General features: G+C 63.1%; 16 protein-coding genes. 8 read left to right on the forward strand and 8 right to left on the reverse strand.

All coding sequences use genetic code 11. The features are described 5' to 3' along the window. Positions 1–63 precede the first annotated feature (63 nt). Complete coding sequence (locus tag GCN78_RS00110) at positions 64–834, forward strand: AraC family transcriptional regulator (RefSeq protein ID WP_152249732.1); 771 nt, start codon at positions 64–66, stop codon at positions 832–834. 111 nt (positions 835–945) lie between these two features. Here GCN78_RS00110 and fliD read toward each other — a convergent pair whose 3' ends face one another. From fliD to alr, 4 genes are all read right to left on the reverse strand, one after another. Continuing rightward, positions 946–2331 (reverse strand): flagellar filament capping protein FliD, encoded by a 1386-nt coding sequence (fliD, locus tag GCN78_RS00115; RefSeq protein WP_152249734.1) that lies wholly within the window; start codon positions 2329–2331, stop codon positions 946–948. Between the two features lie 229 nt (positions 2332–2560). Continuing rightward, a complete protein-coding gene (locus GCN78_RS00120; protein WP_226939385.1) occupies positions 2561–2881 on the reverse strand; it encodes a PilZ domain-containing protein in 321 nt (106 codons plus the stop codon). A 260-nt stretch (positions 2882–3141) separates the two neighbouring features. Next, complete coding sequence (gene radA / locus GCN78_RS00125) at positions 3142–4518, reverse strand: DNA repair protein RadA (protein WP_152249738.1); 1377 nt, start codon at positions 4516–4518, stop codon at positions 3142–3144. An 80-nt stretch (positions 4519–4598) separates the two neighbouring features. Further along, complete coding sequence (gene alr / locus GCN78_RS00130; protein ID WP_152249740.1) at positions 4599–5696, reverse strand: alanine racemase; 1098 nt, start codon at positions 5694–5696, stop codon at positions 4599–4601. 246 nt (positions 5697–5942) lie between these two features. Here alr and lplT point away from each other — a divergent pair, with 246 nt between their 5' ends. Further along, on the forward strand, positions 5943–7205 hold the full coding sequence (gene lplT, locus GCN78_RS00135; RefSeq protein ID WP_152249742.1) for a lysophospholipid transporter LplT: 1263 nt from the start codon (positions 5943–5945) through the stop codon (positions 7203–7205). 63 nt (positions 7206–7268) lie between these two features. Here lplT and GCN78_RS00140 read toward each other — a convergent pair whose 3' ends face one another. The 4 genes from GCN78_RS00140 to tsaB are packed head-to-tail and all read right to left on the reverse strand — an operon-like array spanning position 7269 to position 10309. Then, a complete protein-coding gene (locus GCN78_RS00140) occupies positions 7269–8204 on the reverse strand; it encodes a DUF1853 family protein (protein WP_226939422.1) in 936 nt (311 codons plus the stop codon). After that, positions 8200–9099, reverse strand: a complete 900-nt coding sequence (locus GCN78_RS00145; RefSeq protein WP_152249746.1) for a uracil-DNA glycosylase — start codon at positions 9097–9099, stop codon at positions 8200–8202. The genes GCN78_RS00140 and GCN78_RS00145 overlap by 5 nt, the downstream gene beginning before the upstream one ends. Further along, positions 9096–9587, reverse strand: a complete 492-nt coding sequence (rimI, locus tag GCN78_RS00150; RefSeq protein ID WP_152249748.1) for a ribosomal protein S18-alanine N-acetyltransferase — start codon at positions 9585–9587, stop codon at positions 9096–9098. The genes GCN78_RS00145 and rimI overlap by 4 nt, the downstream gene beginning before the upstream one ends. Beyond that, complete coding sequence (gene tsaB / locus GCN78_RS00155) at positions 9584–10309, reverse strand: tRNA (adenosine(37)-N6)-threonylcarbamoyltransferase complex dimerization subunit type 1 TsaB (RefSeq protein ID WP_152249750.1); 726 nt, start codon at positions 10307–10309, stop codon at positions 9584–9586. Before tsaB ends, rimI begins: the two co-directional genes overlap by 4 nt. A 225-nt stretch (positions 10310–10534) precedes the next feature. Here tsaB and dapC point away from each other — a divergent pair, with 225 nt between their 5' ends. From dapC to prmB, 6 genes are all read left to right on the forward strand, one after another. Next, entirely contained in the window at positions 10535–11767 is a 1233-nt protein-coding gene (dapC, locus tag GCN78_RS00160; protein ID WP_152249752.1) for a succinyldiaminopimelate transaminase, read from the forward strand. 13 nt (positions 11768–11780) lie between these two features. Further along, positions 11781–12608: a 2,3,4,5-tetrahydropyridine-2,6-dicarboxylate N-succinyltransferase gene (dapD, locus tag GCN78_RS00165; protein WP_131687277.1), complete on the forward strand. Its 828-nt coding sequence runs from the start codon at positions 11781–11783 to the stop codon at positions 12606–12608. Between the two features lie 122 nt (positions 12609–12730). Further along, positions 12731–14278 carry an FAD-dependent oxidoreductase gene (locus GCN78_RS00170; RefSeq protein ID WP_152249754.1) on the forward strand — a complete coding sequence of 516 codons (1548 nt, stop codon included), beginning with the start codon at positions 12731–12733 and terminating at the stop codon, positions 14276–14278. A 134-nt stretch (positions 14279–14412) separates the two neighbouring features. Next, entirely contained in the window at positions 14413–14769 is a 357-nt protein-coding gene (locus GCN78_RS00175) for an ArsC family reductase (protein ID WP_152249756.1), read from the forward strand. 69 nt (positions 14770–14838) lie between these two features. Continuing rightward, complete coding sequence (gene dapE / locus GCN78_RS00180) at positions 14839–15975, forward strand: succinyl-diaminopimelate desuccinylase (protein ID WP_152249758.1); 1137 nt, start codon at positions 14839–14841, stop codon at positions 15973–15975. 56 nt (positions 15976–16031) lie between these two features. Then, a complete protein-coding gene (prmB, locus tag GCN78_RS00185) occupies positions 16032–16922 on the forward strand; it encodes a 50S ribosomal protein L3 N(5)-glutamine methyltransferase (RefSeq protein WP_152249760.1) in 891 nt (296 codons plus the stop codon). Positions 16923–17023: the final 101 nt, after the last annotated feature.

A 17023-nucleotide genomic window follows, 5' to 3' on the forward strand; every position in this document is an offset into this window, starting at 1 on the left:
AACGACATAATTTATCGAATTAAGGCCAAGCTGATGGGTGTACCTATCCTCCACCATACCCGTATGTGTCCGCCACGGGAAGCGCCCAGCGCGACCATCCCCGTGACCATGATCGCGCGCGACCTGCAACCCGATGAATTCCTGTTACCGCACAGCCATCCCTGGGGCCAGGTCACGATGGCGCTCGAAGGCGTGCTGCGCATCACCGCCAACAACAGCAGCTGGGTGCTGCCACCCATGCGCGCCATCTGGATCGCGCCCAACGTGGAGCATGCCGTCACGATACTGGAAAAAACCCGCCTGCGCCCCCTGTGCATCCATGCCGCGCGCGCGCCGTTCGCGGGCCATGACTGCAAGGTGCTGGAAGTGTCGAATTTGCTGCGCCAGCTGATCATGGCGCTGGAACAGCTGGACCCGGGCCAGGAACCGGTGCGCGAGGCGCTGCTGGCCGAACTGATCCTCGATGAATTGAAACGCTCGGCCACGCGTCCCATCCGCGTGCCCTTGCCCAGCGACAAGCGCCTGAAAACCCTGTGCGACGGCCTGATCGAGAAACCGGGCTCGCACCAGACCCTGGAACACTGGGCGCAGCAGGTCGGCGCCTCGGAGCGTACCCTGGCGCGGCTGTTCGAACGGGAATTGGGCATGAGTTTTGGCCAGTGGCGCCAGCAAGTGCGTCTGGCCCACGCGGCGCCCCTGATCGCGCGCGGCGTGCCGCTGTCGCAGGTGGCCGAGGAGCTGGGCTACGCCAGCCAGTCGGCCTTTTCCGCCATGTTCAAGAAGACCTTTGGCAGCTCGCCGTCGGCCTTCTTTGCCCAGGGCGACAGAATCTAGCCAACTGGCAGCGCTCCGATACAGCGCTAAGGGCAAGGCGCAGCGCCGCAGGCAGTACGCTGGTACGGCAAGGCGGTGCAACGCCGCCATGGGCGCTTTAGCGGTGCGCTCTCAAGCCATGAAGTCGAACAGGGAATTCTTGCCGGTATAGCCAGGCAAGGCCGAATTCGTGCCCATCTGTTCCTGCGCCGAATACGCTTTTACCAGCGCCTGCGCCTGCGCCGTCAGGGCCTTGGCCAGCACGGCTTTCTTGTTGGTGAGCGTCGTGATGTCCTTGCCGACCGTCTGCACTTCCTTGCGGATGATGCTCGTCTCGCCCGTCAGCTCGCCGATCTTGCTGGCGAACTGGTCCGCCACGCCCTTGCCGTTATTGGTGAACATCTTGCTGACGGCATCCGGATCGGCCGCGATGGCCGCCTTGAGTTTTTTGTCGTCGAGCACCAGCTCGCCGCTCTTGCCCAGGGTCACGCCGGCGCTGCTCAAGACCGAGGAAGGCACGCCCGTGCTGGCCGTGCGCAGCACTTGCTCCATCTGCGAACGCACCTGGCCCAGGGCCGTGTCGGACTTCAAATCGCCCTGCTGCAAGCTCTGCAGCTTGCTGTTGAGCTCATTGTAGGCCGTGACGAAGCTGGCAACGTTGGTCGCGATCTGGCTGCTGTCCTTGGCGATGACGAGGTCCGTCGTGCCCTTTTTCTTCAATTCGATGGTGGCGCCCTCGACGGCCGTCGTCAGGGTATTCGTGGCGCTCTTGATGTCCTTGCCGTCGACGGTCAGCAGCGCATCCTGCGCGGCGGCCGTTTGCTGCATGCCCTTGCCAGCGCCGGGCGCATAGCTGAGCAGATTGCTGACGGCCGCGTCGCCCGATACGCTGATGCGCATGCTGCTGTCGGCGCCGCTCTTGCCGTTCAGGGCCAGCGAATAGCCATCGGCGCCCTTCACCACGCTGGCGTCGATGCCCTGCTGCTTGAGCGCGGCGGCGATGCCGTCGAGGCTATTGTTGCTGCTGTCGATGGTCAGCGAAATGATCTTGCCGCTGCCAGGCGTAAATTGCTTGCCGTCGGCCGTGCCCATTTCGATCTTGACCAGCGCGGGAGCGCCCGTGCCGATGGCCGCGCTCGAGGATTTCTGCGCGCCGCTGAGCAGTGTCTGTCCCTGCGCCAGTTGCTTGACGTTCAGCTCATGGCTGCCGCTGACGGCCTTGTCGGTGGTGGTGGCGCTCAGCACATCCTTGCTGCTGGACGTGGCCGAGGTGGCCAGTCCGCTGCCGGCCATGTTCTTGGCCACGGTCTGGAATTTCGCCAGCGCCGATTGCAGCTGGCCCAGGCCGGAGAACTTGGCCTGGTCGCGCGCCAGGCTGGCGTTGAGCTTGACGACGCCCGTGTTTTGCGACTGCATCTGGCGCTCCACCTTCGCATACACGTCGGCCGAGATATTGCCCTGCGTCGTCTGCTGCGTGTTGTTGGTGTAGGCCCTGCTGTTGATGGTCGAATTAAACATGGTAGGCGTTCCCGTCGGGTGTATGGTCAAGGCGCACGGTTCAGGTCCTGACCGTGCTGCGCTGGAAACGGACGACAGGCGCGCGTGGCGCGGCGGCGTCCCTCTTCTGGTTGATAATTATGCAGTATTACCGGAATATCAAAACAGCGAACAGAACAAGTTTTTCCTGACTGCAAACCCATATGCACCATTTTAGCGCAATCACTTGCCGCTTAGCTTCTGGCGTGCCTCAGCGCATGAATTTCGAGATGGCACTGCTGACGGCCATGTCCAGTTGCAGGAAAGTGAGTCCCACCTTGAAACCTGCGCTGCTGAAAATGCAGTGCGAAACGGACACGCGCGCCTCGATGATGTGCGCCGAGCCATCGTAAAACAACTCGAACAGCACCTTGCCCTTCTTGCCTGTCGGCACCGGCTCCGCGATGACGGCCGACATGCCGCCCGGTCCCACATCGAGGGTGCGCGCCGCCACGGGACCCGCGCCCTCCATTACCAACATTGCCTTGGCACGCAATATCTTGCGTGCGCCCTGCCTTTGCTCAACTGACACTGTATTCCGCTTCTCTATCCATGCATTGTCGACGCGGATTCACGCTGGAATCCATCGGACAAATATTATAGTTCTAAACGGAAATTCTGTTTGACTTGTCTCAAGCTTGGCATTTAAACCATATCAGGCCAAACCGTTAAACACCTAACATAACCGTAGCGAGCGGAAGTGAGTTGTAGCCGAGAAGCGCAGCTGTGCGAATGCACAGTGAGCACCGCAGGCTGCAAATCGCGACGCGCAGTAGGTTAGGTTCGGTGTTTTTACTCCAGGTCGCGCAACTTGTTGAACGCCTCGTCGATGCGCTCGACGCCGATCACCTTGATGCCTTCGATGACTTGCTTGGGCAGGTTGGACTTGGGCACCACGGCCAGGGTAAAGCCCAGCTTGGCAGCTTCGCGCAAGCGCTCCTGGCCCCGTGGCGCGGGGCGGATCTCGCCCGCCAGCCCCACTTCGCCGAACACCACCAAGCCCCGCGGCAAGGGCTTGTTGCGCATCGACGAGTTAATCGCCAGCAACACGGCCAGGTCGGCCGCCGGTTCCGTGATCTTCACGCCGCCCACGGCATTGATGAACACGTCCTGGTCGAAGGCGGCGATGCCCGCGTGGCGGTGCGCCACGGCCAGCAGCATGGCCAGGCGGTTCTGCTCCAGGCCGACGGACAGCCGGCGCGCATTCGGCAAGTGACTGGTGTCGACCAGGGCCTGGATTTCCACCAGCAAGGGACGCGTGCCTTCCTGCGTCACCATCACGCAGGAACCGGGCACCTGGTTGTCGTGCTGCGACAGGAACAGGGCGGACGGGTTCGACACCCCTTTCAGCCCCTTTTCCGTCATGGCGAACACGCCCAGTTCATTGACGGCGCCGAAACGGTTCTTGATGGCGCGCACGAGGCGGAAGCTGGAATGGGCGTCGCCCTCGAAATACAGCACCGTGTCGACGATATGTTCGAGCACGCGGGGGCCGGCCAAGGCGCCCTCTTTCGTCACGTGGCCCACCAGAATGATGGTCACGCCCGTCTGCTTGGCCGCGCGCGTCAGCTGCGCCGCGCACTCGCGCACCTGCGCCACGGACCCCGGCGCCGAGCTGAGCGCGTCCGAATACACGGTCTGGATCGAGTCGATCACCACCACTTCCGGTTTTAAATCGGCCAGGGTGGCGAGAATCTTCTCGAGTTGGATCTCCGCCTGCAGTTTGAGTTCCTTGGCGTCGATGACGAGGCGCTTGGCGCGCAGGGCGATCTGCGCGCCCGATTCCTCGCCGCTGACGTACAGCACGCGCTTGTGGTGCGACATATTGGCCAGCGCCTGCAGCAGCAGGGTCGACTTGCCGATGCCGGGGTCGCCGCCGATCAGCACCACGCCGCCGGCCACCATGCCGCCGCCCAGCACGCGGTCGAATTCCTCGATGCCCGTGCCGAAGCGGGGCACGTCGATGGCGTCGATATCGTCGAGCGACAGCACGGGCGCCGTCTGCGCCAGCGACATGTGCTGCGGGTTCGAATAGCGGTTGTTGCCGCCCGTCTCGGGCAGGGTTTCCACCATGGTGTTCCACTGGTTGCACGAGGTGCACTGCCCCATCCATTTGTTGCTGATGGCGCCGCAATCGCTGCAGGTGTAGATGGTCTTGACTTTTGCCATGGTGTACTTTGCCCGGGTAAGGTAAAAATGCTGTTTATATATACAGTGGATTCACAGTATATACAAATGGCGGGCCGTCGTCACTGTGTTGCTTCGACCACGGGCACGCGCGGCGCCAGTGCGCACATCAGCTCGTAGCCGATGGTGCCGGCGGCCAAGGCCACCTCGTCGATCGGCATGCCCTGGCCCCACAAGGTCACGCTGCTGCCGACCCGCGCGCCGGGCACCTGCGTCAAATCGACCATCAGCATGTCCATCGAGACGCGACCGATGAGGCCCGTGCGCACGCCATCGACCAGCACGGGCGTGCCTTCGGGCGCATGGCGCGGGTAGCCGTCCGCATAGCCGCACGCCACCACGCCCACCTTGATATTGCCGGCCGCTTCGTAACGGCTGCCATAGCCCACCACCTCACCGGCGGCGATATGCTGGATGCCGATGATGCTGCTGCGCAAGGTCATGCTGGGCAGCAAGCCGAACGCTTGCGCGGACGTGCCGCCCGGTGCGCCGCTGGGCGTGCCGCCGTACAGCATGACGCCGGGACGCACCCAGTCGCTGTCGAGCTGGTGCATCAGCACACCGGCCGAATTGCACAGGCTGCGCGGCAATGATGTGCCGATGCTGGCCGCCCCGGCTTCGAAGCGCAGCATCTGCTGGGCCAAAGGCAAACGCGTGGCCCCCGCCTCGTCCGCGTTAGCGAAATGCGTCATCAGGGTGATCGTGCCGATATGCGGCATGGCGCGCAGGCGCGCGTAGGCAGCCGCCACGGCTTGCGGCGTGAAACCCAGGCGATTCATGCCCGTGTTCATTTTCAGGTGTACGTCGATGGCGCGCGGCAAGTGCGCCGCCTCCAGCAGGGCGATCTGCTCCTCGCAATGCACGCTGCCGTTCAAGCCATAGTGCGCCATGACAGGCAAATCGCTGGCGTCAAAAAAACCTTCCAGCAGCAAGATGGGCTTGGTCCAGCCCAGTTCGCGCAAGCGCACGGCGTAGTCGACCTCGACCAACGCCAGGCCATCGGCCTCGGCAAAGCCCCGCACGGCCCGTTCCAGGCCGTGGCCGTAGGCGTTTGCCTTGACGACGGCCCACACCCTGGCGCCGCGGGCGCCGGCACGGGCGCGCGCCAGATTGTGTTGCATGGCATCAAGATGGATGGTGGCGAGGAGAGGCCTGGGCATAAGCGTGACACACGGCAAGTGGGAAAGCCGTATTTTACCGGATGCACGGTATGCGGACACGGCAGACGCCCACGATCGTGTACAGAGGACATCATTTACAAAATGCTCACATGTGATGTATTTTTCTACGGCAGAATAATTAAGCTTCGCTTAGGCAAGAGGATGCAAAGCAGCCCCGTCCAAACTTGGGGTTTGCCGTTTTTTCGTGGTATAAAGCAAGCCAGATATGATTTCAGGCAATCCAGAATGAATCGTGGTTTTTATACCATCATGGCGGCGCAGTTCTTTTCCTCGCTGGCAGATAACGCCCTCTTTTTTGTCGCCGTCGATTTATTGGTGTCCATGAAATCCCCGGCGTGGATCACGCCGCTGCTCAAATTATCGTTCGTGCTGTTTTACGTGCTGTTGGCCGCTTTTGTCGGCGCCTTCGCGGATGCACTGCCAAAAGGCAAGGTCATGTTCATCGCCAACATGGTCAAGATCTTCGGCTGCGCCCTCGTCTTCTTCCATGTGCACCCTTTGCTGGCCTACGCCGTCGTCGGTTTCGGCGCGGCCGTGTACTCGCCTGCCAAGTACGGCATCCTGACGGAACTGCTGCCGCCGGAAAAGCTGGTGGCGGCGAATGGCTGGATCGAAGGCTTGACCGTCACCTCCATCATCCTCGGCACCGTCATGGGCGGCGCGCTCGTCAGCGGTCACGTGTCCGACCTGCTGCTCTCGATCGACATCCCCCTGATCGACACGGGCATCACCAGCAAGACGGAAGCGGCCCTGTGCGTGGTGGTCGGCATCTATGCGCTGGCAACCCTGGCCAACCTGAAGATTCCCGACACGGGCTGCGTGTATCCGCACCAGGAACGCAATCCTATCAAACTGATCACCGATTTTGCCAATTGCTATTCCATCCTGTGGAAAGACAAGCTGGGCCAGATCACCCTGGCCGTGACGACGTTGTTCTGGGGCGCTGGCGCCACCTTGCAACTGATCGTGCTGGAATGGGCCAAGCAATCGTTGAACATGCCGTTCGACAAGGCAACGAGCCTGGTCGGCGTGGTCGCCATCGGCGTGGCCGCCGGCGCCGTGCTGTCGGCGCGCTTCATTCCGCTGCGCAAATCGCTGACCGTCATTCCGCTGGGCATCGCCATGGGCATGATCGTCATGATGATGACGCAGGTGCACTCCGTGTGGATCGCCTACCCGCTGCTGATCCTGATCGGCGCCCTGTCCGGCTTCTTCGTCGTGCCCATGAACGCCCTGCTGCAACACCGCGGCCACGTCCTGATGAGCGCAGGCCATTCCATCGCCGTGCAGAACTTCAATGAAAACCTGTCGATTCTGACCATGCTGGCCGTGTATTCCATCATGATCCGCCTGCACCTGCCGCTCAATATCATCATCACCCTGTTCGGCCTGTTCGTCGCCGGCACCATGTACATGATCATGCGCAGGCACAAGCTGAACCAGCTGGAACACGACAATCTTTCCTTGATCGGTGAGCAAAAACATTAAACCCAGCAAGGGCCGGGGTCAGCCCCTGAGGGTCTGACCCCGGATTTTTTGGGGTTAAGAGTTTTAAATCGGCAAAGCTCCAGCCAGCCGCCGCGCGGCAGCCTGCTCCGTCCAGTCAGGCGGCACGACAAACCCGCGCGTGCGCTCCACTTCCCAGCCTTCGATATTGTCCACCGATGCGACGAGCACCGGTTGCGCCAGATCAAACAACTGCGCGCGCAAGGCATCGGCATCCAGCACCTCCGTCTCGCGGCCCTTGAATGGCGCCAGCCATTGCAAGCGCGGCAGCACGACATAGCGCTGGTCCGGCAATTGCGCCGGCGTGCACCAGAAACCGTGACCATGTTCCTGTGAAATACCGTCCATGCCGGGCATGGCGCCTGCCGCATAGAACAGCCAGCCCTTGACCAGCGCCTGCGCCGCGCGCACGGGCTGCGCCAGCAAGTCTTGCGCGGCCGGATGGCGGGACAAGGCCAGCTGCTTGTCGAGGATCTTGCGCATCTTCAAACCGAGCGTATCGGCCAGGTTGGGGCCGATCAAGTGGTGGAAGGCGCCGGGATCGGGCGCGCCTTCTAGCAGGTAGAACTTGGTAGCGAATTCCCAGTGCAGCAAGTCGTTACCGCCATGCAGCAGGAAATCGAACTCGCCCACCGTGTCGTTGCGGTTCACCTGCACTTGCAAGCCATGCGCTGCCAGCAGCCCCTGTTGCTCAAAATAAAAGGCCAGCAGCTTTTCAGCATACAGGCCCAGGCGGGAATAAAATTTCGGCCCCAGCGCCGCATCGAGCGGCGACGGGTCGTCCTGCAACGCCCCCAGCCACGCCGCCACGGCTGGCGTGACGGGAGGCAAGCTGGCGATGCGCCCGCCCCAGTGGCCGCTGGCGGGGTCCAGCAAGTCGGGCGAGTCGAGCAGCCAGGCCAGCGCCCGCACGCGGGGGTGCGTCAGATGCCCCCAGCGACGCTCGAAACGGGCCTGAAAGGTGCCGATGGCTGACTCAATCACCGTGCGTGCTTTTCGCCAGGCACAGGTCAGCCCAGGCGCGCGCCTTGGCCTTGCCCGTTTCGTCCTGCAGCAGTTGCTCTGGGTGAAAGGTGGCCACGACCGAGGCATTGCCCAGCTGGCGCACGGTGCCGCGCACGGGTTTCTCGCCGGGATTGATGCCGGCGGCGGCCATCGAACCCAGGGTGACGATGGTGCGCGGCTGCAGCAGGGCCAGTTCGCGGTCAAAGTACGGGCGGCAAGCGGCCGATTCCGCTTCGGTGGGCAAGCGTTCTTGGCCCGCCTCGTCGAACGGACGGCATTTCAGCAAGTGCGTGACATACACATCGCTGCCCGCATCGACCTCGATGGCTTTCAGCATATTGTCGAGCAACTTGCCCTGCTCGCCCGGCAAGGCGCGTCCTTCCCGTTCTTCCAGGCGCGACGGGCTGCTGGCCAGTATCAGCCAATCGCCCTGACGGTCGCCCCGACCCATGACGACGCCCTTGCGCGTCTTGCACAAGTCGCAGCGCGCGCATTTGGCCACGGCGGCCGTCAAGCCTTCCCAGTCGAGGGCGGCGATATCCGTATCGCTCAGCTGTCTGGCCGGCGGCGGTGGCGGCGCATCGTCGAACCAGGCCGTGTCGTCCGACGCGGCGGCGGGAACGGGCGTTGCGGCCACGGCGACGGGCGCCTCGGCCTGCACCTCGGCGGCTGCTTCAACGACCACTGCGGCGACCAGCTCAGCGGCCACCTCGATCACGGCTTCAGCGGTTTCGGCCACGGGCGCCGCCACGGCGACGTCCACTTCCACGGGAGCGACAACGACATCAACCGCCTCCGGCACGGCGCCCTGGCGCAAGCGCCACAGGGGCCCGACGCCCATTTCATCGAGGAAAACGGCGCTGCGGCTCATAAGGTATAACGCATCACGATGGCGTCCTCACGTTGCGAGTTGGCGGCCGGATAGTATCCCTTGCGCCGGCCGATCTGTTCAAATCCATAGCGCTGGTAAATATCGAGTGCGCGCACGTTCGACGGGCGCACTTCCAGCAGCATCGATTCCATGCCCAGCTGGCGCGCGCAGGCGCAGGACTGGTTCAGCAGGAAGCGGCCCAGCCCCTGGCCCTGGATGGCGCCCTCGACGGCCACGTTCAGCAAATGCGCCTCGTCGACGACCAGCATCAGCAAAAAGTAGCCAAGCAAGGTGCCATCGACGTCGCGCAGCACCCAGGCCGGGTAGCCGCTCTGGAGCGAATCGACGAAGTTGCCATGCGTCCAGGGATGCGGATACACGCGCTGTTCCAGCGCCAGCACTTCCGCCAGGTCCGCTTCCTGCATCGGTTGATAGTCGAGGCGCAGCAAGTCCCAGCCGGCAGCGCGGTCCTGGCCCGCCACACTCATTGCGCCGACTCCGCGGCGGCCTTGGCGGCCTGCATGTCGAGGCGTTCCGCGCTCGTGTAGGCGATCTTGTTGCGCAAATACAAAGGCTGCGCCTCGGCCGCCGTCACGAACTGACCGGCCGCAAAGGCGAGGCGCGCCAGCTGCGCCACTTGCACGGCGTGCGGCATGATGGCGGCGTCGGCAGTGACGGCGCACGGCAGCGCGGCCAGCGCATCGGCATAGGCGGCAAAGCCGTTGCCGCAACCGTTGACGTCGCCTTGCGGCGCCACGCCGGCCGGCGCGCTCAGGGCCGGTGGCGAAACAATCTGCAAGCCATCCTGGTAATCATATTGCGCCCAGTACACTTCGCCCATGCGCGCGTCGAGCACGGTCACGATGCGTTGCGCACCATGCTGCTGGTGGCACGCGAGCGCCATGGCGTCGAGCGTGACGACGGGCACGACGGGAAGATTCGCGCCGTAGGCCAGGCCCTGGGCGATGCCGCAGGCCGTGCGCACGCCCGTAAACGAGCCGGGACCGGAGCCGTAGGCGATGGCGTCCACGTCGGCCAGGCTGACGCCCGCTTCGGCCAGCAATTCCTGCACCATGGGCAAGATCGATTGGGAATGGGTGCGCACGCCGGACGAGGCGCGGGACAGGACGGCATCGCCGCGCAACAAGGCGCAGGAGGCCAGTTCGGACGACGTTTCAATAGCAAGCAGGGTGGGAAGTAAGGTAGACATAGCGTATTTTACCTTGCCGCGCCATGGCATGGCACTCCCCGCTGCGGCATGCCGTGGCAAGCCGGGCAGCCCTCACGCCGATGCCGCTTGCACAGCGGCCCCGCGAGGACGGCTATAATGAAAGACGCGGCTCATTACTTGACCGGCATCAAGTCTGCCGCGCCAAGCAATCGCCTAGCAATCGCTGAGCAACATCGTCTTTCCACTCTTGCCCTGGTCCGTTCCGTGAATCCACTTCTTGCTAAACTGCAACCATATCCCTTTGAAAAGCTGCGCCAGCTGTTTGCCGGCGTGACGGTCAATCCCGAGTATGCGCCCATCAGCCTGGGCATGGGCGAACCCAAGCACCCGACGCCGGCTTTCATCGAGCAGGCATTGGTCGACAATATCCACGGCCTGGCCAGCTATCCGACCACCATCGGCTCGGAAGCCTTGCGTACCGCCATCGCCGGCTGGCTGGAGCGCCGCTACGGCATCCCCAAGCTCAATCCTGCCACGCAAATCCTGCCCGTGAACGGTTCGCGCGAAGCGCTGTTTGCGCTGGCGCAAACAGTGATCGATCCGGCGGCCGGTTCGCTCGTGATCAGCCCGAATCCGTTTTACCAGATCTATGAAGGCGCGGCCTACCTGGCCGGCGCCGAACCGTATTTCGTCAATTCCGACCCGGCGCGCAATTTCGGCTGCGACTACGACAGCGTGCCCGCGTCCGTGTGGGAAAAAGTGAAACTGCTGTTTTTGTGCTCGCCTGGCAACCCGACGGGCGCCGTGCTGACCCTGACGGACTGGGAACACCTGTTCGCCCTGTCCGAGCGCTACGATTTCGTCATCGCCGCCGACGAGTGCTATTCCGAGATCTACCATGGCGACACGCCCCCGCTGGGCGCGCTGCAGGCGGCGCACATGCTGGGCCTGTCCACTGTCGAGCGCCCGTATGCGCGCCTGGTGGTGTTTTCCAGCCTGTCGAAGCGTTCGAACGTGCCGGGCATGCGCTCGGGCTTTGTTGCCGGCGACGCGGAAGTGCTGAAAAAATTCCTGCTCTACCGAACCTACCACGGCGGCGCCATGAGCCCCGCCGTGCAGGCGGCCTCCGTCGCGGCCTGGAACGACGAAACCCATGTCGAGGAAAATCGCGCCAAGTACCGCGCCAAGTTCGACGCCATCACGCCGCTGCTGCAATCGGTGATGGACGTGCAATTGCCGGACGCCGGCTTCTACCTGTGGGCCGACGTCAGCCGCACGGGCCTGTCCGACACGCAATTCGCGCAACGCCTGTACGCCGAATATAATGTCACGGTATTGCCTGGCAGCTACCTGGCGCGCGACGCGCACGGCATCAATCCGGGACGCAACCGCATCCGCATGGCCCTGGTGGCCGAAACGGCCGAAGGGCTGGAAGCGGCTTTACGCATAGTAAAATTCTGCCAGCAGCTTTCCGCATCCGCATCAACCCCTACATAAACAAGACATCATCATGAGCCAACAACTGCAAACCATCATCGACCAGGCCTGGGAAAACCGCGCCGAGATCAATCCAGGCAACGGCACGGCCGAACTGCGCGACGCCGTGTCCCACGTCATCAATGGCCTGGACAACGGCAGCATCCGCGTGGCGGAAAAAACCTCGGGCGACTGGGTCGTCAACCAGTGGGTCAAGAAAGCCGTGCTGCTGTCGTTCCGCCTGGAAGACAACGTCGTCCTGCCATCCGATGGCACGATGCAGTTCTACGACAAGGTGCCGACCAAGTTCGCCAACTACACGAAGGAAGACTTCGCCAAGGGCGGTTTCCGCGTGGTGCCGCCAGCCGTCGCCCGCCGCGGCAGCTTCATCGCCAAGAACGTCGTGCTGATGCCGTCCTACGTCAACATCGGCGCCTACGTCGATGAAGGCGCCATGGTCGACACCTGGGCCACCGTCGGTTCCTGCGCCCAGATCGGCAAGAACGTCCACCTGTCCGGCGGCGTCGGCATCGGCGGCGTGCTGGAACCGATGCAAGCGAACCCGACCATCATCGAAGACAACTGCTTCATCGGCGCCCGCTCGGAAATCGTCGAAGGCGTGATCGTCGAAGAAAACTCCGTCATCTCGATGGGCGTGTACATCGGCCAGTCGACCAAGATCTACGACCGCGCCACGGGCGAAGTCACCTACGGCCGCGTGCCAGCCGGCTCCGTCGTGGTCTCGGGCAACCTGCCTTCGGAAGACGGCAAGTACTCGCTGTACTGCGCCGTGATCGTCAAGCGCGTGGATGCAAAAACGCGCGCCAAGACCGGCATCAACGAGCTGCTGCGCGGCATTTGATGACTGCGCCGCAAGGCGCGCGCACTACCCTGAATGTCCCGCCCCGGCGGGACATTTTCATTTCCGACGGGCAACTTCAATCGTCCTGCAGCCATCACCCATCCTGTCCTATACTGGATGGCATGAATACTCCTCCCGTCTTGATCGTCGGTGCCGGTCCAACCGGCCTCATGCTTGCCTTGCGCCTGGCGCGCCATGGCGTCGATTGCCGCATCATCGACAAGAATAGCGGTCCGGGCCAGGCGTCGCGGGCCATGGCCGTGCATGCGCGCACCCTGGAGTTTTACCAGCAGCTGGGCTTTGCCGACGAGCTGGTGCAGCTGGGCATCAAGATCAACGCCATGCACATCCATGAGGGCGGCGAGGAGCTGGTGAAACTGGCGCTGGGCGAGATCGGCGAAGGCTTGAGCCCCTACCCTTTCGTGCTGAGCCTGCCCCAGGACGAGCATGAGCGCTTTCTCATCAGCAAGCTGGCGGCGGCCGGCGCGCATGTGGAATGGAACGTGGCGCTGGACCTGTGGACGCAGGACGATAGCGAAGTGCAAGCCATTCTGCTGAAAGATGGCGAACGTCAATATTGCACGTTTGACTACATCTGCGGCTGCGACGGCGCGCGCAGCAAGGTGCGCGAGATCGCCGGTTTCGCGTTTTCCGGCGGCACCTACGACCATTTGTATTACGTGGCGGACGCGCAAGTGGCCGGCAACAACACGGATTTGCACGCCCACCTGGGCGCGAACACATTTGCGCTGATGCTGCCCGTGCGCACCAGCGGCATGCAGCGCCTGATCGGCATCCTGCCCGATGTGCCCGATGGCGCGCCGGCGCCCGTCTTCGACGACGTGCGGGAACAGGTGCAAGCCTTGCTGGGCATCGAGGTCGAGCACGTGAACTGGTTTTCCTCGTATAAAGTCCATCACCGGGTGGCGGCGCAGTTTCGCGAACGGCGCTGCTTCATCCTCGGCGACGCGGCCCATTTGCACAGCCCCGTGGGCGGCCAGGGCATGAACACGGGCCTGGGCGACGCCGTCAACCTGGCCTGGAAACTGGCGCAAAAGCTGCGGGGACAAAGCAACGACGCCCTGCTCGACACCTATGAAAGCGAGCGCATCGTGTTTGCCCGCAAGCTCGTCGCCACCACCGACCGCGCCTTCCAGGCCATCGTCGCGCAAGGGATCGCCGGGCAATTCCTGCGCCGCTGGCTGGTGCCGCACGCCCTGCCCTTCCTGTCCGGCTTCGCGCGGGCGCGCCGGCTGCTGTTCCAGACCGTGTCGCAAATCCAGATCAGTTATGAAGACAGCGCCCTGTCCGCGGGCCATGCGGAATACCTGCGCGGCGGCGACCGCCTGCCGTGGTTTTCCGACGGCACGCAAAACAACTTTATCGCCCTGCGCAGCATGGATTGGCAATTGCACATCTATGGCGAGCCGGCGCCCGAACTGCTGGACGAAGCGCGCGTGCTGAAACTGCCCGTGCATTGCTATACCTATAACGTGGCCGCCAAGCTGGCCGGCCTTGGCCGCGACGCAGCCTACCTGGTGCGCCCGGACGGCCACATCGCGCTGGCCCTGCACCTGCAGGAAAGCGGCGCCCTGCGCGCCCTGGCCCTGCGGCTGGGCCTGCATTTCGGCCCGGCGGAGTCAGGCAAGACGGCGCCACGCCCCGTGTAGGGGGAAATCACGGGGCCGTGTTGCACCGCCGCATCGACTGCGCATCGACTGTATAATGTCGGCTAACATCGCATATCGCGCCAGCATAAGCGCCGCGATCAAGCGAACCGCATTCATTCCCCTTAGCCCTGCCCATGACGACCATTACACTCTACGGTATCCCCAATTGCGATACCGTCAAAAAGGCCCGCACCTGGCTGGCCGCGCAACAACACGATTTCACTTTCCACGACTTCAAGAAGCAGGGCCTGGAACGCGCCACCGTCGAGGCATGGCTGGCCCAATTGCCGTGGGACGTGCTGGTCAACAAGAAAGGCACGACTTGGCGCGCCCTGTCCGACGAGCGCAAAACCGCCACCGTCGACGCCGCCAGCGCCGTGGACCTGATGCTGGAAAACCCGTCCATCATCAAGCGCCCCGTGCTGGACAAGGATGGCCAGTTCAGCGTGGCGTTTTCCGATGCCCAGTACGCCGCCATTTTTTCAGCTTAAACCCGACACCTGCAAGGCTGGGGTCGTACGGGGACGCCGAGTCCCAAGGGTACGATTCCGCTCCACACCATGACCACTTCCAAAACCCTCGCCCTGACCGAAAAACTGATCGCCCTGTCCTCGGTCACGCCCGACGACAAGGGCTGCCAGCAGCACCTGATCGATATCCTCACGCCGCTGGGCTTTGTCTGCGAGACGATCCAGTCGAACGACGTCACCAACCTGTGGGCGCGGCGCGGCACCACGTCGCCCGTGTTCGTCTTTGCCGGCCATACGGACGTGGTGCCGACCGGCCCCGTCGAGCAATGGCGCTCGCTGCCCTTCATTCCCACACACCGCGACGGCAAGCTGTACGGCCGTGGCGCGGCCGACATGAAAACGTCGATCGCCGCCATGGTGGTGGCTTGCGAGGAGTTCATCGCCGCCACGCCCGAACACTCGGGCTCGATCGCTTTTTTGATCACAAGCGACGAGGAAGGCCCGGCCACGGACGGCACCGTCATCGTCTGCGACAAGTTGAAAGCGCGCGGCGAGCAGATCGACTATTGCCTGGTGGGCGAGCCGACGTCGAGCGCGCAGCTGGGCGACATGATCAAGAATGGCCGCCGCGGCTCGCTGTCGGGCCGGCTGACGATCAAGGGCGTGCAGGGTCACATTGCCTACCCGCACCTGGCAAAGAATCCGATCCACGAAGCGGCGCAGGCGCTGGCCGACCTGGTCGAGGAAAAGTGGGATGCGGGCAACGAGTATTACCTGCCGACGTCGTGGCAAATGTCCAACATCAACGCGGGCACGGGCGCGAACAACGTGATTCCGGGCGACATGGTGATCGACTTTAACTTCCGTTTTTCCACGGCCAGCACGGCCGAAAGCCTGCAGCAGCGCGTGCATGCCATCCTCGACCAGCATGACTTGCAATACGACTTGCAGTGGACCCTGAGCGGCCTGCCCTTCCTCACGCCGCGCGGCACGCTCTCCGATGCGCTGTCGTCCGCCATCCTGGAAGAAACGGGCATCACGACGGAGCTGTCGACCACGGGCGGCACCTCGGATGGCCGGTTTATCGCGCAAATCTGCCCCCAAGTGATAGAATTCGGGCCGCCCAATGCCAGTATTCACAAGATCGACGAGCACATCGAACTGCGCCACATCGATCCCCTGAAGAATATTTACCGGCGCACGCTGGAGCATTTGCTGCCCGTCTGAACCAGAATACCGAGGCCCGTCACGGCGGGCCAGAACACCGTCTTTTCGAGAATGCCATGACCCCGAACCCGTTTTCCACGCCACGCGACCTGCTGCGCTACGCCGTTACCCGTTTTAATACCGCCAAGCTGTTCTTCGGCCACGGCAGCGCCGAAGCGTTCGACGAAGCGGCCTATCTGATCCTGCACACGTTGAAGTTGCCGCTCGACAAGCTCGAGCCTTTCCTCGACGCCAAATTGCTGCCGTCGGAAGTGGCCAGCGTGATGAGCGTCATCGACCGCCGCAGCATCGACCGCGTGCCGGCCGCCTACATCACCAAGGAAGGCTGGCTGGGCACGTATAACTTCTACGTGGACGAACGCGTGATCGTGCCCCGTTCCTTCATCGCCGAGCTGATCCCGGAATACTTCTCGCCATGGGTGGCGGAACCGGAAGCCGTGGAAAACATCCTGGAACTGTGCACCGGTTCGGGCTGCCTTTCCATCATGATGGCCGACGCCTTCCCGAACGCCCAAGTCGACGCCGTGGACATTTCCGCCGACGCGCTGGCCGTGGCCAAGCGCAACGTCGACACGTACAAATTGCAAGACCGCGTCAACCTGATCGAATCGGACCTGTACACGAACGTGCCGGCCAAGAAATATGATTTGATCATCAGCAACCCGCCGTACGTGAATTCCACATCGATGGGCGCCCTGCCCCAGGAATACCTGGCCGAACCGCAAATCGCCCTCGACGGCGGCAGCGACGGCATGGACCTGGTGCGGAGAATCATCGCCGGCGCGGCCGAACGCCTGACGGACGACGGCATCCTGATGATTGAAATCGGCAACGAACGCGCCTACGCGGAAGCGGCCTTCGGCGAACTGGGCCTGACCTGGCTGACGACGAGCGCCGGCGACGACATGGTGTTCCTGCTGACGGCCGAGCAGTTGAAGCTGGGATAATTGACAAACGCACGACCTCACTCAACCCAACAGCAAATGCCGGGGTCGTACCCTCAGGGTACGACCCCAGGTTTGCGCCTTTGGGTTAAAACACAAAGAAA

Origin of the sequence: Janthinobacterium rivuli, from assembly GCF_009208735.1 — a bacterium.
Classification (GTDB): Bacteria; Pseudomonadota; Gammaproteobacteria; order Burkholderiales; family Burkholderiaceae_D; genus Janthinobacterium.

What these genes read in the sequence shown, in the direction of transcription:
- GCN78_RS00110 (WP_152249732.1), top strand. Translation starts at nt 64, where the DNA reads ATGTGTCCGCCACGGGAAGCGCCCAGCGCGACCATCCCCGTGACCATG.
- fliD (WP_152249734.1), bottom strand. Translation starts at nt 2,331, where the DNA reads ATGTTTAATTCGACCATCAACAGCAGGGCCTACACCAACAACACGCAG.
- radA (WP_152249738.1), bottom strand. Translation starts at nt 4,518, where the DNA reads ATGGCAAAAGTCAAGACCATCTACACCTGCAGCGATTGCGGCGCCATC.
- alr (WP_152249740.1), bottom strand. Translation starts at nt 5,696, where the DNA reads ATGCCCAGGCCTCTCCTCGCCACCATCCATCTTGATGCCATGCAACAC.
- lplT (WP_152249742.1), top strand. Translation starts at nt 5,943, where the DNA reads ATGAATCGTGGTTTTTATACCATCATGGCGGCGCAGTTCTTTTCCTCG.
- GCN78_RS00145 (WP_152249746.1), bottom strand. Translation starts at nt 9,099, where the DNA reads ATGAGCCGCAGCGCCGTTTTCCTCGATGAAATGGGCGTCGGGCCCCTG.
- rimI (WP_152249748.1), bottom strand. Translation starts at nt 9,587, where the DNA reads ATGAGTGTGGCGGGCCAGGACCGCGCTGCCGGCTGGGACTTGCTGCGC.
- tsaB (WP_152249750.1), bottom strand. Translation starts at nt 10,309, where the DNA reads ATGTCTACCTTACTTCCCACCCTGCTTGCTATTGAAACGTCGTCCGAA.
- dapD (WP_131687277.1), top strand. Translation starts at nt 11,781, where the DNA reads ATGAGCCAACAACTGCAAACCATCATCGACCAGGCCTGGGAAAACCGC.
- GCN78_RS00170 (WP_152249754.1), top strand. Translation starts at nt 12,731, where the DNA reads ATGAATACTCCTCCCGTCTTGATCGTCGGTGCCGGTCCAACCGGCCTC.
- GCN78_RS00175 (WP_152249756.1), top strand. Translation starts at nt 14,413, where the DNA reads ATGACGACCATTACACTCTACGGTATCCCCAATTGCGATACCGTCAAA.
- dapE (WP_152249758.1), top strand. Translation starts at nt 14,839, where the DNA reads ATGACCACTTCCAAAACCCTCGCCCTGACCGAAAAACTGATCGCCCTG.
- prmB (WP_152249760.1), top strand. Translation starts at nt 16,032, where the DNA reads ATGACCCCGAACCCGTTTTCCACGCCACGCGACCTGCTGCGCTACGCC.